This is a genomic window from Parabacteroides sp. AM58-2XD (assembly GCF_003463685.1).
Taxonomy (GTDB): Bacteria; Bacteroidota; Bacteroidia; order Bacteroidales; family Tannerellaceae; genus Parabacteroides; species Parabacteroides segnis.
In genome coordinates, this window is sequence record NZ_QSDP01000070.1 from 1 (window position 1) to 24438 (window position 24438).

Consider the following 24438-nt stretch of genomic DNA (forward strand, 5'->3'; position numbering starts at 1 on the left):
CTGTTTAATAAGACTAATTTCAATGATGTCAAAGAACAATTTAATCCCCTTATTCCGGGATTATTTGATTAATTAATAACTCGTCCCGATTTTAACGGGACACTAGTGACAAGATACATATCAACAGACAAAAGCGGTATATAATGGGTTTCATGAAGCAGCCGATTTTCAGGGTTTCGTACAAAAGTACGGATTATCGGCATAACAGACAAAATTTATTTTGTACATTCGTCCCTCAAATAATTGTTGCATAACATGAAAATAATAAATAAACAACTACTCGACGAGACTAGCGAACGTGCCAAACAGTCACCTCGCCTGCGTATGAATTACAACTTCCATGAACATCTGGACGATCCTGTAAACCGCCTGCTGAATGCCATGGAGCCGAATACTTATATCCGCCCTCACCGTCACCTGAATCCGGATAAAGACGAAATTTTCCTGCTGCTCCGTGGAAAAGCCATGCTATTTATCTTTGATAATGACGGAAATATCACAGAGAAACTTCTGCTCGACCCGCTTGCCGGATCGTATGGCGCAGAAATCAAACCAGGCATATGGCATAGCCTGCTCGTATTGGAATCGGGAACAGTTATTTATGAAGTGAAGCCAGGGCCTTTCGCGCCTTTACATCCTGAGAATATGGCTCCATGGAGTCCGGAGCCAGATGACGAAAAAGGTATCAAAGAATATCTGATTTATCTATCCTCGCAAATCGAATAAAATCCGCTATAAAATGAAAAATTCCCGTATAATCAGACAAACCGGAAAGCGATTGGTTGCATTGACAGCCTTTCTGCTCTGTACTTTCATAGCTTCCTCACACATCAATTCACCGGAAGAAAATACTTATCCGACAACAGAAAGGCTTTTCCATATCGCCCGGAGTGTCAATAAAAATCTGGTCTGCTATGATGTTAATCTGGAAAACGGCAAATTGAATACCAAAACGCCCCTCAATGTCTATTGGGTAAACCGGGAAGAACGACCGGGGGAAACAAACAGTTTAAGCTACTTCCAACGAAAAATGGCATACGGCTATAAACTGGTTTCGGAAGGGAATGATTCCAGCGAAGTTACTTTGAGCGCATATCCGGATAAAAAGCTGACTATTTGCAAAAAAGACTCCAAATATGTATGCCTGACAACAATCGAAAACCATCCGGCGATACTTGAGTCACTATATGTCAAAGCGAAGTCCGGCAATCCTCTAAGTGTAGAATATGTCGAGTTGCAGGGAGTGGCTACAGATACAGGGACAAAAGTGACCGAAAGAGTAAAGAAATAAAAAAGGGACTGTGTCAAAATCCTGTTTCGTCATGGCGGATCAAGTCCGGGATGACAGGACAATGAATTTTGACGCAACCCCTTTTACTTTATTTACAAAGTTCCTTATACCAACTTGTGAATAACCAGTCCCGAACGCAATTTCGGTTCGAACCAGGTTGTCTTAGGCGGCATGATATTTCCGGTATCGGCAATATCCATCAATTGCTTCATAGTAACCGGATACAAGGCCAGGGCCACTTTCATTTCTCCGCTGTCGACACGGCGTTTCAACTCACCCAAACCACGGATACCTCCGACAAAATCTATACGTTTATCCGAACGCAGGTCTTTGATTCCCAACACTTCATCCAGAATCAGGTTTGAAGAAATTGTAACATCCAGGACTCCAATCGGATCATTATCATTATAGGTACCCGGTTTAGCTGTCAATGAATACCATTTGTTTCCCAAGTAAAGAGAGAAGTTATGCAGACCAGTTGGTTTGTATATCTCCGTTCCTTTATCTTCTACAAGAAAGTTTGCAGCCAGCTTTGCCAGAAATTCCTCTTCGGTAAGTCCGTTCAAATCCTTCACCACACGGTTATAATCGATAATAGTCAACTGATTTGCCGGGAAGCATACAGCCATGAAATAGTTGTATTCTTCATCTCCGCGGTGATTCGGATTTTGTTTGGCTTTTTCCGCCCCCACCAAAGCTGCTGCCGCAGAACGGTGGTGTCCGTCAGCTATATACAAAGAAGGCATAGCTTCAAACAGTTCAGTAATACGAGTAATATCATTATCATCATTGATGATCCAGAACGTATGACCGAAACCATCCAGTTCGGCTACAAAATCATATTCAGGAGCGTTTGCCGTATATTTCTTTACGATAGCATCCAACTCGGCATTGTCAGGGTAAGCAAAGAAAACCGGTTCGATATTAGCATTGTTGACACGCACATGTTTCATGCGGTCTTCTTCCTTATCACGACGAGTCAACTCATGTTTCTTAATATTCCCCTTCAGATAATCATCCACATAGGCACAAACTACCAACCCATATTGTGTACGTCCGTTCATCGTTTGGGCATATACGTAATATTGTTCTTTCTGATCCTGAACCAACCAGCCGTTATCCTGAAATTTCCGGAAATTCTCCGCTGCTTTTTCATAGACAGCTGGATCATGCTCGTCTGTTCCTACCGGAAAATCAATTTCCGGCTTGATTATATGATATAATGATTTTTCATTTCCTTTCGCTTCTTCGCGTGCTTCTTCCGAGTTCAACACATCATAAGGACGCGAAGCAACTTCCTTTATTAAATCTTTCGGCGGACGAATGCCTTTAAAAGGTTTAATTTTTGCCATGGTAGTAGATTTATTTATTGACTCTAAACTTTTCGTTACCGTTCTGCAAGAAATCAACGATTTGTTTTGCAGCAGCAATACCGGCATTGATGTTGGCCTCAGCAGTCTGGGCACCCATCTTTTTCGGTGTACCGAAATAGCGGTCCGGATATTTGGCAGCCAGGTCTGCATCGATAGCCGGTTTGATATCCGTGATATATTTAAAGTCAGGACGTTCTTCCAGCATCTTTGCCAAACCGGCTTCGTCGATCACCTCCTTACGGGCTGTGTTTACTACGATAGCGCCTTTAGGCATAGAGTTCATCAATTCAAAATTGATAGAACCTTTTGTTTCGGCTGTAGCCGGGATATGAAGAGATACGATCTGGCAAGCCTTGAACAGGTCGGCAGTGGAAGCAACCGCTTTTACACCATCTTTTTCAATCACTTCTGCCGGACAGAATGCATCATAAGCATATACATCCATATCGAAACCTTTTGCAATACGGGCTACATTACGTCCCACATTACCATAAGCCAGGATACCCAGCTTCTTGCCCATCAATTCTGTTCCGGAAGTTCCGTTATAGAAGTTTCTGACAGCATATACCAACATACCGAAAACAAGTTCGGCAACCGCATTGGAATTCTGTCCCGGCGTATTCATTACACACACATTGTGGGCAGTGGCAGCAACCAGATCCACATTGTCATAACCGGCACCGGCACGAACCACAATCTTTAATTCTTTGGCAGCATCCAACACCGGAGCATCAATGATATCACTACGGATAATCACCGCATTGGCATCTTTCACAGCATCCAGCAATTGAGCTTTGTCCGTATATTTTTCCAGAAGAGCCAGTTCATAACCTGCACCTTCAACAACTTCACGGATACCTTTCACTGCTATCGCAGCGAAAGGTTTATCGGTAGCAACTAATACTTTTGTCATGATCAATGCTGTTTTTCAAATTCTTTCATTGTAGCAACCAACGCTTCCACACTGCTCTTCGGCATTGCATTATAAAGAGAAGCACGGAATCCGCCCACTGAACGGTGCCCTTTGATACCTACCATACCGGCAGCAGAAGCAAATTTATTGAATTCGTCTTCCAACTCCTTATATTCATCGTTCATTACGAAGCAAACGTTCATGATAGAACGGTCTTCTACGGCAGCAGTACCTTTGAACAATTTGTTACGGTCGATTTCATCATACAGGATAGCTGCTTTTTCAAGATTCATCTTTTCAATAACAGCAACACCACCTAACTCCTTATACCATTTCAATGTCTGCAAAGCGGCAAAGATCGGGAACACAGGAGGCGTGTTGAACATAGAGTCCTTCTTTATATGTGTATTGTAATTCAGCATTGTAGGAATAGCACGGTCTACATGTCCTAAAGCATCTGTACGGACAATAGCCAATGTTACACCAGCAGGAGCCAGATTTTTCTGTGCACCGGCATAAATTACATCATATTTAGAGATATCGATCGGACGGGAGAAAATATCAGAAGACATATCGGATACCAGACGTACATTCAGATCGGGATCATAACGCATTTCCGTACCATAGATCGTATTATTAGATGTAAAATGGAAATAGTCTGAATCTTCTGCAACTGTATAATCTTTCGGAATATAAGTATAGTTCGCCTCTTTTGAAGATGCTACAACATCAACATCTCCGAATAATTTAGCTTCCTTGATCGCATTAGAGGCCCATGTCCCCGTATCCAGATAAGAAGCTTTTTTGTTCAACAAGTTGAAAGGAACCATACAAAACTGCATGCTGGCACCACCACCCAGAAATACAACCTCGTAACCAGCCGGCACATCCAGTAACTCTTTGATCAAAGCTCTGGCCTCGTCGTTTACTGCAACAAATTCTTTACCTCTATGAGATACTTCAAGAATTGATAACCCTGTACCTGCGAAATTTTCAACAGCTGCTGCTGCATTCTTAATCGTGTATTCGCTCAGAATAGAAGGTCCTGCAGAAAAATTGTGCTTCTTCATATCAATTTCTTTTTAATGTTATATATTATTTAAGTAACGTATTTTTCGAAAACAGGCGGCTAATGTACGAATTTAATTGAAATTTGAAAACTGAATAGTGAAAATTATTAGCAAAAAGCCACTTTTTCCACTCATCCGACAACTTTATTCCAGTTAATCATCAATTTTCAATTATTAATTGTCAATAATCAAAACCGGTCTCCCCATAATTTCCTCATATGTTCGACCAGTTTTTGCTCAGCCGGATTATTTTGCCCTTTCCAAAAGTGCTGATCCTGTACTTCCTTAGGCAAATATACCTGTTCAACAAAGTTGTTTTTATAATCATGTGCGTATTTATATTCCTTCCCATAATCCAACTCCTTCATCAAAGTCGTCGGAGCATTCCGCAAATGAAGCGGAACCGGGAGGTTACCCGTACGTTCAACCAATGCCAATGCGTCATTTATCGCCATATAAGCCGAATTACTTTTAGGCTACAAGCCAGATAAACCGTAGTTTCCGCCAATATAATCCGTCCTTCCGGCCAACCGATCTTTTTCAAGGCATCAAAACAGGCATTCGCCAGCAATAACGCATTCGGATTAGCCAATCCTACATCTTCCGAAGCAGAGATAACCAACCTGCGGGCAATAAATTCAGGGTCCTCCCCTCCTGCCACCATACGGGCCAGCCAATAAATAGCTCCATCCGGATCGCTCCCCCTGATCGATTTGATAAAAGCTGAAATAATATCATAATGCATCTCTCCGCCTTTATCATAAGCTGCCGGATTTTCCTGTAACCGGTCAACGACTTTTTGATCCGTTATCTCGATCTCATCCGTTTCTTCTGCCGAAATAACCAGCTCCAATATGTTGAGCAGCTTCCGGGCATCTCCGCCGGAATAACGCAGCATGGCATCTGTCTCTTTCAGGACAATATCTTTATCCTTCAGTACGATATCCTCTTTAATCGCCTTATTTAATAATGTAAGCAAATCATTTTTATCCAATGATTTCAGTACATACACCTGACATCTGGACAAGAGCGGACGGATCACTTCGAAAGAAGGGTTTTCCGTTGTAGCTCCAATCAACGTCACCACACCCGTTTCCACCGCATTCAGCAAGGAATCTTGCTGGGATTTGCTGAAACGATGTATTTCATCAATAAACAATATAGGAGATACGGTATTAAAAAAGCGATTGCTTTTCGCTTTTTCAATCACATCACGCACATCCTTCACACCCGAATTAATAGCACTCAATGCATAGAAAGGAGCCTCCAGCTTATTGGAAATGATCTGTGCCAATGTTGTTTTGCCAACACCCGGCGGTCCCCAAAGAATAAAGGAAGGGACACGACCTGCATCTATCATTTTCCTTAACACGGCTCCTTGCCCTACAAGGTGTTTTTGTCCGATATAATCATCCAACGTTTTCGGACGTAATCTCTCTGCTAAAGGTTGATTCATCATGCAGACAAAAGTCGGATATTTTATTTACTTTTCAAAGTATAACCAGCTGAAAAATTCACTTACAAATAAATGTTTGAGAACAGAATTCCACAACAAAAAGAAAGTCATAAAGAGCCAAAACCGGAGTAGCACTCCCAGCAGACTAACATTTTGTCAATAAAAACATTAGAGAACTCAGAAAATTCCTCATAATCTCCTCACGTTCCCTAATGCCCTTATCCAATATCATTTAATATTTGACAAACTCGAAAGATCACGTACTACTGTCATATCCATAATATTACTGTATATCTCCGTCGTACGTACACTTTTATGCCCTAAAAGCTTCTGTACAGTTGTTATATTCGCGCCATTATATAATAATAACGTAGCATTCGTATGACGGGCGGTATGGAAAGATACTTTCTTATCTATATTCGCCATTTTACAAATCCGACGGAGTTGTTTGTTCACATTCGAATTTGAAGAAGCCGGCATATCGAACAAGGTCCACGGATTATTCTTATAACGTTCATAAATCGGAAGAGATTTTCCGTCAAACAATAAGAACAAGGGCAAACGAACATTGACATCCGTTTTGATAGATGAATAGATTAACCAAACCTTATCATCAATAATGAGAAAGTTCTCCCTCGTGATACTGACTATATCCGAAAAACGAAGTCCGGTATAGCAACTGAACAGGAACATGTCCAATGTCCGTTGTAATGTCCTGCGCCCTTTCAGGTTCAAACTCTCCAATTGCCCCAACTCTTCCGGAGTAAGATGAGTTCTTTTACTTTCCATATATTTGATCTTGTACTTACGGAAAGGATAGCGATGCAAATCAAACAGATCCTTATTGATCGCCAGATTGATGTAACGCTTCAAATGCTTCATATGTTTGGCAATCGTATTCCGGTGATATTTATTTACCAACATATAATGCTCAAGATCGCAAAGGAAATTAAAACTCAAATCATTAAAACTCACATCCGTTTTAAATGAAGAGAGAACCTGCAACGTCGAAAAATGATTCTTCAACGTTGACGGTTTCAGATTACTTTGGGTAATCTCATTTTTCATAAACAGAGAAAAAGAAGTCTGACCTGCTTCAGGTTTCTCTTTCAGATCATTCAACGAAAATTCCTTACCGGTATGTACAATCTCCAATTCCAGCTGTTCTAATTCTGCAATAAAATTAGCCAGATACTGATTTAAAGAGTCCATATTAGGATGGTTCTTCACTGCTTTTCTCTTTGCATCCCACTGGAAAGGCTTGACATAGACCTTTGTCGAAAAATACTTTTTCTGCTTATTCAAGTACGCTTCTACCTGAACCAAAGCTTTACCTTCTGAGTTTAACTGCTTCTTGCGGTTAAATACCAAGTTATAAATTACTTTTTCCATGATATATATTTATTTTCTGAATGAAACACGAAGGAACAATAATTAGTTCTTTCTTATGTCTAAGACAAATTAAAAATTTGTTATTACTTATTTACCGGAGTTCCGAAGAGACAAAATCCCCACCTTGACTTGCCTTAAAAAACAATTGATCCGAATAACTCATTTCTACTATGAGTCTGCAAAGATAAAAGAGACTTACTAATCATAAAAAACAAAAAACAAGAAGAAGCTTTCCGAAATGGATACAAAAAAGCCTTTTTTACTCAATCTGTTCAGAAAGTGAAACACAAAGAATCTATTTTTTTGATGATTGAAAGAAAAAATAAAAAGTGTAGCGTTTACCAATATCCCCATTAAAGAAAACAGTTTTAGCCAAGTTGACAGCCGTGAGTGAAGCATTGAAGAAAAAGAGGAAGCGCCACTCCTCTATACAAAGATAATCAAAGAGTAAGAGTCAAAAGATGAAGAATGACACCTAAATTCATAAAACATAAATTTGTATGAATAAGCAGGAAATGAGAAACGGGTAGACATCCGTTCGCCATTCCCTGCCTATCCGTTGGAAGATAAGCGTATGTTTTTTTTTCCAAAAATACGTACGGCTTTTTCCCTGACTTAGTTGCGCTATCATGCCAGTACTACTATGTCATCTTGCTGGCGTAGTAGTGTCAGTACCATTAACTCTACTATGTGAAGGTGGGTGACACTATAATGCTACCTATTGCATCCTTTACCCCAGACAGATTGAGAGAGATGAATGTAAAAAGAAAGGCTGTACCGTAAAACATAATTACGACACAGCCTTTTATAATTTGTTACCAGTAATTTTATTTACTTATGGTTCATTTTTACCATTCAATCATCAAAAAACCGATTCTGTATATTCTATCATATTCATAATACCCAAAGAGAATCCTTTATCGGATTAATATTGCGGATTCTGAATCAAAATAGAAGGAGCTAAGTCTATCTCTGCTTGCGGAATCGGTAATATTGTACGATAATCATTGTATTTGATTTCTCCGACATATGGATTGACGACAGACTTTTTATTTCTCCAATAATCGAATGACATACTATTTTCTGCCATTAATTCAATACGACGCTCGAACAATATATCATCCAATGTTACACTTTTTACTTCTACATAATCTGAAATACGATTTTTACGCAATGTATTTACATACGAAACTGCATCCCCGTTGGTTTTCAATGCCGCCTCTGCTGCAATCAGGTAAACCTCGGATAAACGTATGATCTTGGGATTGTTTACATAAATATTGTTGTCACGTCCCGGATATTTGGCTGGATATACTCCAGGGTTTGCACCCTCTTCTTGATTATCGATCAAACCAGAACGAATATCTTTAGGATTTGCAATCAAATATTTATACAAATCGCTGGATTCTTCAAAGGCGCATTCTCCATAACCATCAGAAGAACAATAATAACCAACAGCATTACGCTGTGCATTATAGTTGGTAGTGATAGTCATTTCAAACAATGATTCGGTAGTGTAAGTCAATCCCCATGATTTCAAATAATTATCAATTGTATAAAGAGAGTATTCTTTACAAGCGATAACCTCATTTGCATCTTTCAATGCCGCTTCGTTGTTTCCATAATAAAGATTTGCACGAGCACGAAGAGCCAGCGCAGCCCAATAGTTGATATGCCCGTTGTTTGCTTCTTTTGTCAACAAAGGAATAGCCGTATCAAAATCTTTCAAAATCTGGTCGTATGTTTCTTTCAATGTTGTACGTGGAGCAACATATCCAGGTTCATACACTTCAAGAGACAACACAAGCCCCGTATTACCTGCATTAATATCATCGGATATTGTCGGAATCTGGCAAAACATACGAGCCAGATCAAAATGAAGTAATGCGCGCCAAGCATACAACTGACCTTTATAATCATTGAATGTAGCCTCATCTTCTTCTGCCACGACTAAAACATCGGCAGCAGCTAAAGCCTTATTTACATTAGCGATTGCTTTGTAAAAATAATAATAAGCCCAATCAGGAATATCATCTTTTTGAGTAATCGTGTAACGAGATAACGGACCGGCTTGATTGTTATTACTTAATGCTTTAAAATCCGAACCTCTCAAATCGGCATAGATCGCAAAATCGGCACTGTATGTCATACGGTCTTCCGACATCAAATAATAAATTCCATTTACAGCATTGCCAAAATCATCTAATGAAGTAATTGCCTCTTCAACAGGTAGAGATGTTGATGGGTTTTTCTCCAAGAAGTCGCTGCAAGATGTAAATATACTACTGATGAAAGCACCTATTAATAATATCTTTTTCATATACATTTCTTTCTTTTTAATTATAATTCAAAGTTCAAGCCAAACATAAATGATCTTGTCGGCGGTGTATCGACTTGCCGATAACCATTCACATCTACATCCGGGTCAATATAATCGCTCGCACAATAAATCAAGAATGGATTGTTGGCTTTAAAGAATACACGTAGGTTATTGATGTATTTCTTGGAAACAGGAACCTTATAACCGAATGTGATATCACGCATACGAATATTGTTTGTTGATTTAATTGTACGCGAAGAGAAACGGTCTGACCGATATGGGTTGTTATATATCGGTCTCGGGTTGTCTACCACATCACCAGGAGCTTTCCAATAGTTTCCTGCAACCTCTTTTGACACACTGAAGTTTCCGATACGCATACCATCACTCTGTGACAAGAAATAAGCCGGATAATCAAACAAGCTTGCACCGGTTTGGAATGAAATCATAAAAGATAAATCAAAATTCTTATAGACGAACGTATTTGTCATACCACCAATCCAGTCCGGAATAGCTTTCCCTACAATCGTATTTCCGGCTTTTGTGTAATAGTTCGTTACATTGCCATCTTTTACAACCTGACCGTCTACGACCGCATCACGGCTGTTTAATGAAGGATCAATGTAGAATTCTCCTAAACCAGTTTCCGGATTAACCCCTAACCACTGTGGCAGATAGAATGTGTGCATAGATTCTCCTTCGCGGAGCAGATACATGTTACCATCACCATACATGATGTCATTACCTTCAGGCAGCGACTTTATTTTATTATTTTGTTTAGTTACGTTGAAATCGGTAGTCCAAGTAAAATCTTTTGTCTGAATATTGGTAGAGCCGATTGTAAGTTCTACACCGTTATTTTTGATTTTACCAAGATTTTGCCAGTTAGTACTGAAGCCGGTAATATATGAAGTCGGTACTCTAAAGAGCAAATCGGTTGTTGTCTTGTCATAATATTCAAGAGACACATTGACACGATTATATAAGTTCCAGTCAATACCGATATTGAAGTTTTTGGATTTTTCCCAACCCAGATTAGAGTTACCTGCACTACCCCAATAAATAGCACTGGCATCACCATAACCGCCACCAAAAGAGTAAGTAGCAAATTGGCGTAATAGTCGCTGGGTAAGTTACCATTTGTACCAAAAGAGGCACGTAGTTTCAAATCACTGAATAGAGGATTGTCAGACCAAAAGTCTTCTCCACTAATTCGCCATGCACCAGAAACAGACCAAAAGTTAGCCCAGCGGTTATTCTTTCCTAAGCGAGAAGAACCGTCACGACGGAAACTTCCAGACAGATAATATTTGTTGTCGAAATCATAATTTACATTGGCAAGTACAGACATGATAGACGAACCGTATGTCGAACTTGATACGTTATAAGGTTGTCCGTTTGCCAATTCCGGAAGTTTGTCTGTCGAATATGATTTGGCTGAAGCCACTGTCAGCAACAGACTACGGTCTTCAATTTCGTAACCAACCAATGCACGGATGTTGTGTTTGTCGAAGTTGCCATTGTAATTTAAAGTGGTAGAGGATGTCATTGTCTTATTCGTATAGTCTGTTCGGTATCCTAAACCATTCAAAGAAGCCCCATTTACACTACTCGGCGCCCAAAATTCACGTTCCTTATTATCAATATAGTCATAACCAAAGATAGTCTTGGCAGAGATTCCATAAGGAAGAGAAACTTCCGCTTCAAAATTTGTCATACTTCGTAACATTTCAGAAGTAACCGTTTCTGCGTTAGGACCGGTTGATTCACCTAACATCAGGTTGGGATTTGAAATATTTGATTTCAAACCTGCATTCGGATTATATGAACCGTCTTCCAATTTGTTTACAGCTGTTGGGTCCATAGAATACAGGATAGAAAGAGGAGAGCTTGTCCCCATTCCTTGCTCCTGATCATTTTGGTCGCGAAAACCATTGGTATTTGTAAATGATAACATTTGACGAGCGTTTATGCGTAGCCAATCGAAAGCCTGGTGGTCAATATTGATACGTCCACTATAACGTTCAAAATCACTGCCGGCAACGATACCTTTCGTCTTATTGTATCCGAAACCAGTGTAGAATTTTGTTTTCTCATTACCACCGCTAATAGCGACTTGGTGGTCTGTGATCATACCGTTTCTATATACTTCTTTTTTCCAATCTGTATTAATATCGGAATCATAATTCCAAAAGAAATCAGGCGTATTTTCGTTAGAAAAGGCATTAGCGTCTGCTTCGTTCATGCCGCCTCTGAATATTGCATAGTTCTTGATGCCTTCCCAATAGTATTCTTTTAATTCGGCTGCATTCATCAGGTTGTATTGATTTTTTACTGCCATATTGGTCCAGCCGGTTTCCATATTGTAGGTAATTTTTGTTTTACCTTGTTTACCCTGTTTAGTTGTAATGATTATTACACCGTTGGCAGCACGGGACCCATACAAAGAAGCAGCAGCGGCATCTTTCAGTACCGTTAAGTTTTCAATATCATCCGGATTGATGGATGATAATACGGATTGAGATTTCAACCCGGAGGTGACATCATCATTTACAATGGCGACTCCATCAATGACATACAGAGGCTGGCTGGATGCACTGATCGAACTGATACCACGGATTTGGATTCTTTGGTCAGCACCAGGATCACCGGTTGATCCTCCGACACGAATACCTGCTACTTTCCCTTGTAAAGATTTTACAAAAGACTCTTTTTGTGCTGACAATTCCTCAGATTTGACAACAGAAGCAGATCCGGTGAAAGAAGCCTTTTTCGTAGTACCATACGCGACCACCATCACTTCATCAAGCTGTTGGTTATCACTTTCCAATACAATCTTTAATATTGGCTTAATTACAACCTCTTGGCTTTTCATACCGACGTACGAAATCACCAGAGTCTTTGCAGAACTTAGTTGAATATAATGTTTTGATTATCAATTAATTAGGTAAATGTTGAAATATTTATTTTTCTGATAATAAACTCTGATTTCAACAATAGGACAAATAGCACAATTAATATATATAACTGTAATACTGATGTTTACATTTTTAGTATATAACAAATAGTAGAATTTGATATTATGAAATATAATACTCAAATTCTACCTTATTACATAAATCTTCAGATATGCTTTTTCCCGTATCTGTAAAGCGTGTAGAAATAAACGAAACCCAATCCTACCTATTTTGTACAAAAACAGGATATCTCCTAATTTGTAACAAGGCATGCTGTAATCATTAAAAATATCCGGCAACATCTGCCGTTTAAAACATCTAATTAACTGATTTGAAATCGACCTATTTCAAATCAATTGATTAGATGCGGACTTTCTTCTCAAAAGTATCCTGTCTATTGGTCAATTTATCCCTATGTCTTTTTAATTACTATGCATACTAATCATAATTACATCGGCAGGTAATCAATGGTTGATAACCATCAACCGTTTGGTTCATAATTATCGGCTGATTGGCTCACAATTATCAACCATACGGCCGATAATTATCAGCCGCTGATTTCGTCAGCTTCTAATATAAGAAATAAAGCAATAAGTTGTTCATAAGCAAAGGAATAAATAATAATGTGTTACAATAAAAAAATAGGGTGTATCGGTGATTACGATACACCCTATTTTTTTATTGTTTTCTATTCTCAACGGCTTCCGCCTGCCCACCAAACGGGTTCAGTGTAAACATATTGTCCGTCACCAAAAGCTGTTTTTATAGCCGGGTTGGCAAGAACATCGTCTGCACCGTATCCGAAACGATACGGGAATCTGTTGGTATTTAACGGGTTCTTCAGTTCAACGAATTCTTCACCGGCACCTTTCATACGACGGTAATCGCAATATGCTTCGGTAGACTCGCCTGACGCTCCGAAGAATGACAGGTATTTCTGAATCATTGTTTCTTTCAGAGGATTAACTGTGAACAGAGGCTTTACGCTTCTCTCGAAATAATCTTCTGCAACATCTGCGCCCAAGTTTACTTCGCCGCCTACCCAATTCTCAGTAGCATCTATCAGCATGTTTTCTGTATTTGCGAATCCGGCAATTACGGCTTCTTTCAATGCAGCTTCAGCCTCACTTTTTCTTCCTAAGCGGCAAAGAGCCTCTGCTTCAAGGAATTTCACTTCATGATAACTGATTAACTGCGTAGGAGTAGTGATTGCCCATAAAGCCATAGACATACCATAAATATTCTGTACTTCATCCGGAGTCCCATTGGGTGCAAAATTGATACTTTCAATATCTGTAGCCTGATCTCCACCGTAGCCGTAAACAATATATCCTGTCGGATCCGGTTCGATAAATGCCTGAGGTGCTCTCGGGTCATTTCTTTCTACGAACTTGTCTATCAGGCTTTCGCTGGCTGCGAAGCTGTTACGGCTATAGCTGAAACCCCATAATGGGTTTACCTGAGAATCTCCATCGTAAATAGTTAATTTACATTCTTCGGCAGCAGACTTGAATGAGTTGTTTACATAAGTAAGAATATCTTCCAAATCTTTTGTCTTATTGCTGCTCTTGTTAAGTAGACGCATTGTATAACGGGCTTTCAACGCATTTGCTGCCTTATACCATGCACTGGCTTTACCGGAATAAATATAGTCTCTTGAACCGACTGCGCCTGACAGACCTTCATCTTTGGCATTACCGCCGTCCAGAAGAGTAATGGCTTCATCCAGATTCTTATGAATTTCAGTGTAAATAAACTCCTGTGTATCTATTTTCGGCTGCATATAAGCCGGAGTTCCGTCGGGATTCAATATACCGGTTTCTGTGAAAGGTGTATCACCGAAGAAGTCCGTAACAATGGCTGCGTTGTAGGCCAGATAAATTTTAGCAATAGCTTCAGTCACCACATTTCCTTGTTCGGAAGGGTCTTCCTGGCATTTCTGAATGGCTATTTTAGCATTTTTGATGTTGGAATAGACTGTTCCCCAACGTTGTTATAGGTCGTTGCGATAGTCGGTTCCCCTGTGCGTACTTCCGCTCTGTACATCTGATTGCTGATACCTGTTTCATGTTCCATGTAAACAGACGAGTAAAGAGAAAAGTCTCCGCCAACTACACCAAATCCGGTACTGACTCCCAGGTCTGTAATCAGAAACTTAGCAGGGGCATCCGTCGGGTTATTCGGGTTGTTATTAACCTTGTCCATCGCATCTTCCGTACAGGAAGTAATACTGAATGCGGTCAGAAATGAAAAAGCTAACAGCTTTCCTATTTTATTTATTTTCATTTTGCGTACGAATTAAAATTTAACATTGACACCAAAACCGTAACTGGCTGTTTGAGGCATTGAATAGTCTTCAAATGCACCAGTCATGTTGTTGTTACCCTGGCTGGCTTCCGGGTCTAAATCGGGAACCTGCGCCAGATAAGGACATTTCTTGCAAAAACATTCAGAGTAACCTGCATCCAATTGCTTTTGAATACCGGATAACTTACTGCTACTTCGCGAAGTTTAATGAATGAATTATCATAAATTGAAGATTCATCAATATTATTCAGGATACTATAATATTCTTGCTGTGCATTTGCGCCTGTAATGCCAATATCATTTTTTGTACCGTCTTCTTTATAACCATCAAAGATGATAGTTCCTTCACGATTTTCAGTTCTCTTGCTTACACCGTAATAGTCTGCCAGACCGGATGTTCTGCTATACATTTGTCCGCCTTGCTTCCAGTCAAGTACTGCACTGATTGTACAATCCCACAGACGTAATGTCGTGTTGAAACCCATAATGAAGTCAGGCGATACTTTACCGATAACCTGTGCTTCACCGGCAATAGGAAGACCGTCTTCGTCGACCAGACGATTACCGTTGGCATCTCTCTTATAACCGACACCATATATTACCGGATATTTTTCGCCGGCAGCTGCACGTACCTGCGGAGTTACATAACCACCCAAGCTGATATTTTCCACACCCGGAGCAAGTTCGTCAACGTAATTGTCTATTTTTGTCCAGTTGAAACCGAAGTCCCAGTTTATGTCTCTCGTTCTGATAGGATTAAAAGACAAAGTGATTTCATGTACATTTGTATGAAGCTTACCGCCATTTGTTACCAGCTTACCGGCTCCGGTCGATGAAGCCAAAGGCACATCGAATATCTGGTCTTTTACATTCTGACGGGAGAATGTATAATTTAATGTTACCAGGTTGTCGAAGAAACTCAGGTCTGTCCCCAGTTCATAAGAACGTGTATTCTGAGGTTTCAGATTCGGGTCATAAATTTTGTAATAAGGCGTATAACCGTTACTGCCGTTAATCGGATACAGGATTGGAGTCAAAGAATAGAAACCACCTCCGTATGTCGGTACTGAATAAAAGTTTTCACGGAAATCGCCGGCCTGTCCTACTTCTGCATAAGAAGCTCTAATCTTTGCGTGGTTAACAACATCGTTTTTCAGCGCATCCAGTTCTGTCAGGATAAAACCCGCAGAAACAGAAGGGTAGAAAAATGCACGGTTTCCGCGCGGCATACTTGAAACATAATCCTGACGCCCTGTCACGGTTAAATAAAGCATGTTTTTATAAGAAGCGGATACGTTTCCGAAGAATCCGACAGTTCTTTTCTTCCAGTGTTCGGAAGAAGCAGATTGAGTTGTTGCATTGTCGATATGATTCCATCCCGGGAAGTTGTAACCGGTTCCGTATTCATAATATTTACCTCTGTTGCTCTGGATGACTTCGTTACCGGCAACTACATTCAATCCCCAGTCTTCGTTGATATTCCAGTCATAATTAATTGTCAGCAACGAGTTGTAGGTCGCATTGGTCCAACCGTAATTTTCGATTTGACCTTTACCGCTTCCGGTGTTACTTCCGTAACCGTAACTATCAACATAGTCTGTTGTATACGAATCGACACCGAACATATATCTTACATTCAATGTATGGTCTGTCGTACCAAATTTCGTTTTGTAGTTTGCATACGCATTACCAAAGAAACGGTTTGTATTTTCAGTAAATTTGTTATTATCCATCGCCCAATATGCCTGGTCGAATGCACCACGGAATGAGTTTTGTGTATAAGGGTCGCCTGCGATATGGCCAGGGATTCCTGCCAGGTCGTAGCTTGGAGGTGCTGAATAAACAGTTCTCAGCAAACCATTACCCGAAGTAACTGCCTTATCGATTGCCGTAGTAATGTAATTACCGATGAATCCGGTAGTCCAATTGTCATGTAGTTTTGTTTCTGCACTTACTTTTACATTATATCTGTCCATACCTGTACTGGGAATGATACCATCCTGATGAGTATTACCCAAAGAAACGGAATAAGAACTCTTATCCAAAGCCTGAGCGACATTTATAGAATTACTCCAGGTTACGCCGGTATCGAAGAAATCTTTGGCGTTGTCGTATGCCTGCGGTGTAGTCCAAGGGTCTAAACCAGCTGCGGCACGTTGAGGTTGATAATACATACCTTCACGATTTCCATATTCTTTAGTATATGCATTACTTGTATTTCCGCCATAAGTCGGGTCATTAGGAAGGTCTGTAATTTTAGGTCCCCATGACAAACTGTTAGTAGGGCTGTATTTTCCCGAAGCGCCCTGTGCATACGTTTTCTGGAATTCAGGAAGGCGTCCGATTACATCGAAACTCAGGTTAGAAGAAAAGCTAATCTGAGGTTTGCCTTTAGCCAGGCCTTTACCACTTTTAGTCGTAATAACGATTACACCATTAGAAGCACGGATACCATACAAAGCAGAAGCTGCCTGACCTTTCAGTATATTGATACTTTCAATATCGTTAGGGTCGATATCCACCGCACGATTTGCGAAGTCGGCACCGCTCACACTACCATTGTTCTGCAAATCCGTATCAACGTCAGGTGTACTTGTTACAGGCATACCGTCAATTACATACAGCGGAGTATTGTCACCTGAGAAAGAACGTGCACCACGGATTGTAATCTGAGAAGACGCACCAGGCATACCGGAAGACGGTTTGATATCCAAACCTGAAACTTTACCCTGCAATGCGCCGGCTAAGTTTGAATTGGCTGCCTGAGTTAATTTATCTCCTTTTACATCCTGGACAGCATAACCCAATGCTTTCTTTTCTTTAGAGATACCCATCGCTGTAACAACAACTTCATCCAGATTCTGAGTATCTGATTTTAAAACTACTCTTACATTCGGGGAAACGGGTACTTCTTGTGTAAGCATACCGACGTAAGAAACTATCAGTACTTTACCGTTAGAAGGAACTTCCAACGTGAAGTTACCATCATAGTCTGTCACTGTACCGACCATTGTACCTTTCACAACAATCGACGCCCCAATAACCGGCAGCCCATCATCAGCGGAAATAACAGAACCTGCTACTTTCGTGTTCTGAGCAACCACAGTGCTTATACCTATTATGAGGCACAGCAGAATAAAAGTGAACTTTTTCATCATAAACACACATTATTTATTAAACTAATAGAATTTACCACATATATACAAGTGCAATATTATTAGATAGTTAAGTAATATAATAAGACTTATTAAGACTTTATTTAGTCTTTGCAGAACTTGGTATAAAATGCGTAAACGAATCTAAAATCAAGGGCGAAAGATTTAAAAGAAGTAACAGGATATACATGTGGGTATCTTTTCAATGTATTTTCTATCTTGCTAGAACAGAAATAGAAATGACTTTATTTACTACTCATTTTCAAAAAAAGAGGGATTTGACTGACTATATTTTTTCACAGAAAGTTAGTAGCCGATATTTTTTGACTTGCTTTGCGTATCAATCCATCATCTTTATTTGGGGGCAAATGAAACGAAAAAATCGTGAAGCTTTTCTACCGGGGTGGTCCCCAGCAGTTTTTAGGTCAAATAAATCTTAGCCTGAAGTGTAAAAGGCAAGGGGTTAAAAATAGATAATTTTAATTCGTCTGTTTGTCGGAAATCTTAAAATAACAACAGCTGTTTCACCTCCGGAATACCCGATTTACTGGCTATTTTGTTAATTAACAGTCCTTTTTTTGTAAAAAGTTATTAGAATTTAGTTGTTATAATAAATTTATTATTACATTTGCGGTCTCTCAGGTATGTTTTATAAGAGGTTTTTGGCAAAGTATTCACAAATATAGTGCAAATTAGTTATTTATAAGTTAAATAAAAAAGTGTGTCTATGAAAAAGTTGACTTATCTTTTGTTTTGCCTAATTTTAGGTATTGGGATGGCGACTGCTCAGACGACGAAGGTAACAGGTACTGTTATTTCGGCGGATGATAATGAGCCAATTATTGGTGCATCGATTGTCGTAAAGGGTACGATGGTCGGTACAGTGACTGATTTTGATGGTGCGTTCTCTTTGGATGTACCAAGTTCTGCAAAGACTCTGGTGATTTCGTATGTCGGTATGAAGACTCAAGAGATCGAAGTAAAATCTAATTTAAGAATCCTAATGCAAACTGATAATCAATCTCTTGATGAGGTTGTTGTAGTTGCATACGGTACTGCGAAGAAAGAATCATTTACTGGTTCTGCCGAAATCATCAAAAATGAAAAGATCGAAAAGAGAACCGTCGCTAATGTTAGTAAAGCATTAGATGGACTAGTGGCCGGTGTACAGACAACATCGGGTTCCGGACAGCCTGGGTCTGGTTCTTCTGTCGTAATTCGTGGTTTCGGTTCTATCAAAGCATCTCAAAACCCGTTGTATGTGGTAGATGGTATTCCTTATGACGGTAATATCAATGCAATCAATCCAAACGATATCGAGTCGATGACTGTATTGAAAGATGCATCTGCCGGTGCGTTATATGGATCTCGTGGTGCAAACGGGGTTGTGATGATTACAACAAAAAAAGGTAAGGATGGTGCTTTACTTGTCAATTTGAAAGCAAATTGGGGTATTGCTTCACGTGCTATCCCCAGATATGAGACAATGGATGAAAGAGGTTATCTGGAAACGATTTTCCAATCATATAAAAATGATCAGATTGCAAGTAACGGATTATCTCCTGAAGCAGCAGGTGTTGCTGCATTGACAGCTATGGGAAGCGGAGCTAAAGCTATCTTTGGTACTAATCAGATGTATAATCCGTTTAACTTTCCTATTGCAGAACTAATTGATCCGGTTACAGGAAAGGTCCGTTCTGATGCAACATTACGTTATCATGAAGATTGGATGGATGAAGCTACAGCAAACAATCCGTTACGTCAGGAATATGTATTGAACATGTCCGGTTCTCAGAATAAAACAAAATACATGTTTTCTTTAGGCTACTTGAATGAAGACGGTTTGTTGAAGACTACTAATTTTCAACGTTATACGGGCCGTATCAATGTAGACACAGAATATAAAAATTGGCTGACAGCCGGTTTGAGCACGAACTTTGCCCATACGAAAAGCAACACTTCCAATACTTCTACTTCTGCTTCATCAAATACTTTCTACTCGGCTCAATTGATGGCTCCTATTTTCCCAGTACACCAATTGGATGAAAACGGACAAATTATGTATGGCGCCGATGGTGCACCTATGTTTGACTATGGTTCAACTCGTCCTGCAGGAGCAAATGCCAATTTTAATAGTATTGCAACTTTATTTGATGATAAATACGGAACAAACGACGATAACGTAAGTGGACGTACTTACATCAGTTTGGGTGATTTGAAAGACGGTCCTCTTCAAGGATTGAAATTGACAGCGAACTTCGGTTTTGATTATGTGAACCGAAATAACTTTACTTATTATAATCCTTATTTCGGAAATGCAGCCAGTGTAAAAGGTATGCTGGCCAAGAAAAACTCTCGTTATTTCAGTTACACATTCAACCAATTGCTGACTTATGATAGAAAGTTCAATGACAAACATCACATTGACTTTTTAGCCGGTCACGAATATTATGATTACGAAGTGAGTTCTTTGAATGCGACCAAGTCTGGTTTCCCATTCGGAGGTATCTATGAATTAGCTGGTGCTACTACTATCACAGATGCTAGTTCTGTAAAGGATTCTTATACGATCGAATCTTATTTGTTCAGAGCAAACTATGATTATATGGACAAATATTACTTGTCGGCCAGCTTCCGTACGGATGGTTCTTCTCGTTTCAACAAAGATTATCGTTGGGGTAAATTCTGGTCGGTCGGTGCAAACTGGCGTATGAATAACGAAGCATTCCTAAGCGATGTGGACTGGTTGAATAATCTGTCAGTGAAGGCTAGCTATGGTGTTCAGGGTAATGACAATGTCGGTACATTATATGCTTGGCAATCTTTCTATGATTTAGGTTGGCCTAATGCCTCGATGAGTGGTGCATTAGTATCTTCTCTTGAAAACACGAATTTGAAGTGGGAACAAAACGGTAATCTGAACGTGGGTGTCGAAGCTAAAGTTTTCGATCGTTTCTCAGCATCTATCGAATGGTACAACCGTAAAACAACGGATATGTTGCTCGATTACCCGATGGCTTCTTCTTTAGGTTTCGACAGTTATTTGAAAAATATCGGTAGCATGCGTAACACCGGTTGGGATATTACGTTAAACGGTCGTTTGGTCAACACGAATGATTTTACCTGGGACCTGACTTTGATGGGATCGACTGTCAAGAATAAGGTATTGCATTTGGCTGATAAACCAGAAATCATTAGCGGAAACTATATTATAAAGGAAGGTGAAACGATTAACTCATTCTATACAGCAAAATCCGCCGGAGTAGATCCTGCGACAGGTAGCCAATTGTATTGGGTTTGGGATACGGATGAAAATGGCAATCCGGGAGAACCTTACATCTCTTCCAATATAAACAAAGCTACAGCTTCTAAACAGATTATGGGTAGCCGTATTCCGAATTTGTACGGATCATTCACAAACGATTTCAAATATAAAGGTTTCGATTTAAGCATCATGTGTACCTATTCGATCGGAGGTAAAGTATTGGATAGCGTATATAATACCTTTATGTATGGAAACTATGTCGGACAAGCCAAACATAAAAACCTGGAAAGGGCATGGAAACAGCCGGGAGATATTACCGACGTACCTAAAATTGAAATTGGTAAAGCGTATCCTATCACAGACGCCGATTTGATCAATGCTTCTTATTTGGCGATTAAAAATATCACATTAGGTTATTCTTTGCCGACCAGATTGACAAAGGGTATGTTCATGAAAGATATCCGCTTCACGGCTACAGCCGATAATCTGGTGCTATTCTCTCATTTGAAAGGTATGGACCCGCAATATAACTTCAGCGGTGGAACTACATTTGTTTATACACCTTCAAGAACTATTTCTTTCGGTGTAGATGTTAAATTTTAAGCAGAACCAGTAAAATATAAATACGAAAAAAAATGAAAAAAGTAATATATATATTATCGGCTGTCGGATTACTTACTTTGGGAGCATGTAACGACCAATTGGAAACAAATCCGACCGATAAAGTCAGCGGAACAATTATATTTAGCGATGCCAATGGTGCTGAAACGGCGATGAATGGTATTTATCGTGCTACTTATGTAGCTGGTTGGGGTACAGGTTGGGCTGACGAAAATCCCGGATTTGTCGGTGTTTATTTAGCTGGCGATTTGATGGGAGAAGACCACCTGATGCTTGGACAAGGACAAGGCTGGTTTTATGAAGATTACCGTTTTATGTTCGTCAGGATTATACACATAAGCAAGGACGTCCATATCAGTTCTGGAATCTTCATTATACGCTAATATCAAATGCCAATTACATTATCGCCCAAGCACCGGATGCCGGAGGTGATCAGAATCTTTTAAACAGCGTTGTAGGACAGGCCTATGCCATGAGGGCACTCTCTTATTTCCAGTTGATCCAGTTGTATCAACAGACTTATAAAGGAAATGAATCGGCACCCGGAGTACCTTTATATACGGAACCGACTACAAGTTCATCTGAAGGTAAACCGCGTGGAACTGTGGAAGATGTCTATAAACAGATCAATTCTGATTTGGAAACAGCCATCTCGCTATTGAAAGATTGCGGTGTTGAACAAAAACATCCATCTCATATCGACTATTATGCAGCGAACGGAATCAAGGCACGTGTTTGCCTCGTTCAACAAAATTATGAAGCGCACTAGCTGCTGCCAAAGAGGCTTTGAAAAAGCCCGGATTGCAAGCTGTTCTTCCTGTTAGTTCATTAACCGGATTTAATAGTGTAAAAAATGCCGATGTATTGTGGGGTGTAGAAGTTATAGCAGACCAAAGTCAGCATTTCGCCTCCTTGTTCAGTCACATGGATGCTGATGCTGAAGGAATGTATGCTTCAGGTGCAGAAAAATGTATTTCCAGTTGGTTATACAACAATATGCCCGAGACAGATGAACGGAAATCTTGGTGGAGAGGTGACCTGAGTGAAGACGAAATAGTGAGTGGTACATCCATGTTGCCTTATTGTCAGGTAAAATTCAAGTTTGCAAATGTAACCAGCCGTACCGGTGATTATATTTATATGCGCGGAGAAGAAATGGTGCTTATCGCTGCAGAAGCAGAATGTCACTTAGGACATTATGCTGAAGCACGGAAGTTAATTTCACAATTAGGAAGCGTACGCGACAGCAATTATGCGGTTCGTTTGGCAAAATTCTCCGATTCTAATTCTTATAATCAGAATACAGTAGCTCCATTGCAGACTCTTATGGATGAAATCTTATTCCAGCGCCGTGTGGAATTATGGGGCGAAGTAGGACGTATATTCGATTTGCAACGTTTAAAACTAGGCTTCGATCGTGATTATAGCGGTTCTAATCATACCGAATTGGTTAAGAATGTAGATACAAATGCCGGATCCAATGCATTCATAATGACATTGCCCCAATCGGAAATAGACGGTAATGCCAATATCAGCGCATCCGATCAGAATCCATTCTAATGACATGTTTAATAATTAAGCAATAGAAATATGAAATCAAATATATTCAAATCGTTATCCTTGCTGATTCTAATGGCAATGGCATTCGTTGGTTGTTCAGAGCATGATGGTGTCGTTTACAGTGGAGACAGTGCAGTTTATGCTTTTGCCGGAGCTACACAGAAAGTCGAAATGTTAGCAACGGATGGAAACAAGATCGTTGTTCCTGTCTATCGCGGAACAACACAGGGAACTTCTACTCTTGAACTGTCCTTTACTCCTGCCGAAGGAATTGAAGAGTTGTTTACATTGGAAAATCCAACTCTGACATTCGAAGATGGAAAATCTGTTGCAGAAGCAGTTATTACTTATAAAGATATCAATTTATTGGGAGTAACAGACCAATATGTTTTAATTTTAGGGTTTGATGAAGCTAAAGCCTCTCCTACTAACGTTAATTCTATCACGGTAAAAGCTCAACGCAAGTTAACCTTTAATTCCATAGGTACAGGAACGTTCACATCCAATATTTTCGGAGATTCTTGGCCACAGGTTATTGAGAAAGCTGTTGAAGCAGATGTATATCGGTTACCGGATTGTTATGTGGAAGGTTATCCCATCATCTTCTCAACAGATGCAAATGGAGAAATAGATAATATTGCAATACAAGAAACAGGATATAATGATGATACTTACGGTATGACTTCCTTGTATTGTACCGGTACAGAAAAGTTGGAAATAAATATAATATTTCGGCATTCTTTGTTGTCTACTTAAAT

The 24438-nt window shown here is 39.7% G+C and carries 12 protein-coding genes and 6 pseudogenes; 7 read left to right on the forward strand and 11 right to left on the reverse strand.

Annotated elements, in window-relative coordinates:
- The first annotated feature begins 255 nt into the window (after positions 1-255).
- On the forward strand, positions 256-726 hold the full coding sequence (locus DXA15_RS16410; RefSeq protein ID WP_128134733.1) for a WbuC family cupin fold metalloprotein: 471 nt from the start codon (positions 256-258) through the stop codon (positions 724-726).
- 13 nt (positions 727-739) lie between these two features.
- Positions 740-1291, forward strand: a complete 552-nt coding sequence (locus DXA15_RS16415) for a DUF4833 domain-containing protein (RefSeq protein ID WP_128134734.1) — start codon at positions 740-742, stop codon at positions 1289-1291.
- A 104-nt stretch (positions 1292-1395) separates the two neighbouring features.
- On the opposite strand, the gene DXA15_RS16420 is transcribed toward DXA15_RS16415, so the two are convergent.
- The 11 genes and pseudogenes from DXA15_RS16420 to DXA15_RS16465 all read right to left on the reverse strand — a co-directional run bounded on the left by DXA15_RS16420 (position 1396) and on the right by DXA15_RS16465 (position 18237).
- Positions 1396-2643, reverse strand: coding sequence for a DUF1015 domain-containing protein (locus DXA15_RS16420; protein WP_128134735.1), 1248 nt, complete (start codon positions 2641-2643; stop codon positions 1396-1398).
- 10 nt (positions 2644-2653) lie between these two features.
- A complete protein-coding gene (locus tag DXA15_RS16425; RefSeq protein ID WP_128134736.1) occupies positions 2654-3577 on the reverse strand; it encodes an NAD(P)-dependent oxidoreductase in 924 nt (307 codons plus the stop codon).
- Positions 3578-3579: 2 nt separating this feature from the next.
- Complete coding sequence (gene serC, locus DXA15_RS16430) at positions 3580-4647, reverse strand: 3-phosphoserine/phosphohydroxythreonine transaminase (protein WP_128134737.1); 1068 nt, start codon at positions 4645-4647, stop codon at positions 3580-3582.
- A 188-nt stretch (positions 4648-4835) separates the two neighbouring features.
- A pseudogene (locus tag DXA15_RS16435) lies at positions 4836-6103 on the reverse strand (replication-associated recombination protein A).
- 228 nt (positions 6104-6331) lie between these two features.
- Positions 6332-7495 (reverse strand): site-specific integrase, encoded by a 1164-nt coding sequence (locus DXA15_RS16440; RefSeq protein WP_128134738.1) that lies wholly within the window; start codon positions 7493-7495, stop codon positions 6332-6334.
- A 925-nt stretch (positions 7496-8420) separates the two neighbouring features.
- Entirely contained in the window at positions 8421-9815 is a 1395-nt protein-coding gene (locus DXA15_RS16445) for a RagB/SusD family nutrient uptake outer membrane protein (RefSeq protein WP_128134739.1), read from the reverse strand.
- Between the two features lie 20 nt (positions 9816-9835).
- Positions 9836-10879 carry a TonB-dependent receptor gene (locus tag DXA15_RS26755; RefSeq protein ID WP_233567367.1) on the reverse strand — a complete coding sequence of 348 codons (1044 nt, stop codon included), beginning with the start codon at positions 10877-10879 and terminating at the stop codon, positions 9836-9838.
- 101 nt (positions 10880-10980) lie between these two features.
- A pseudogene (locus DXA15_RS26760) lies at positions 10981-12690 on the reverse strand (SusC/RagA family TonB-linked outer membrane protein); the annotation flags it as partial.
- A 241-nt stretch (positions 12691-12931) separates the two neighbouring features.
- Positions 12932-13083: pseudogene (locus tag DXA15_RS26765) on the reverse strand (ATPase); the annotation flags it as partial.
- Between the two features lie 383 nt (positions 13084-13466).
- Positions 13467-15058, reverse strand: a pseudogene (locus DXA15_RS16460) (SusD/RagB family nutrient-binding outer membrane lipoprotein).
- Positions 15059-15070: 12 nt separating this feature from the next.
- Positions 15071-18237, reverse strand: a pseudogene (locus tag DXA15_RS16465) (SusC/RagA family TonB-linked outer membrane protein).
- 724 nt (positions 18238-18961) lie between these two features.
- Here DXA15_RS16465 and DXA15_RS16470 point away from each other — a divergent pair.
- The 5 genes and pseudogenes from DXA15_RS16470 (at position 18962) to DXA15_RS16480 (ending at position 24436) form a co-directional block, all read left to right on the forward strand.
- Positions 18962-22102, forward strand: a complete 3141-nt coding sequence (locus tag DXA15_RS16470; protein ID WP_233567363.1) for a TonB-dependent receptor — start codon at positions 18962-18964, stop codon at positions 22100-22102.
- Positions 22103-22134: 32 nt separating this feature from the next.
- The gene (locus DXA15_RS26775) at positions 22135-22503 is read left to right on the forward strand and encodes a hypothetical protein (protein ID WP_233567364.1); all 369 of its coding nucleotides are present in this window, start codon (positions 22135-22137) and stop codon (positions 22501-22503) included.
- A pseudogene (locus DXA15_RS26780) lies at positions 22500-22889 on the forward strand (RagB/SusD family nutrient uptake outer membrane protein); the annotation flags it as partial. The gene DXA15_RS26775 and the pseudogene DXA15_RS26780, both read left to right, overlap by 4 nt.
- Before the next feature lie 17 nt (positions 22890-22906).
- Positions 22907-23680, forward strand: coding sequence for a RagB/SusD family nutrient uptake outer membrane protein (locus DXA15_RS26785; RefSeq protein WP_233567365.1), 774 nt, complete (start codon positions 22907-22909; stop codon positions 23678-23680).
- A 30-nt stretch (positions 23681-23710) separates the two neighbouring features.
- The gene (locus tag DXA15_RS16480) at positions 23711-24436 is read left to right on the forward strand and encodes a hypothetical protein (RefSeq protein WP_233567366.1); all 726 of its coding nucleotides are present in this window, start codon (positions 23711-23713) and stop codon (positions 24434-24436) included.
- Positions 24437-24438 lie beyond the last annotated feature (2 nt).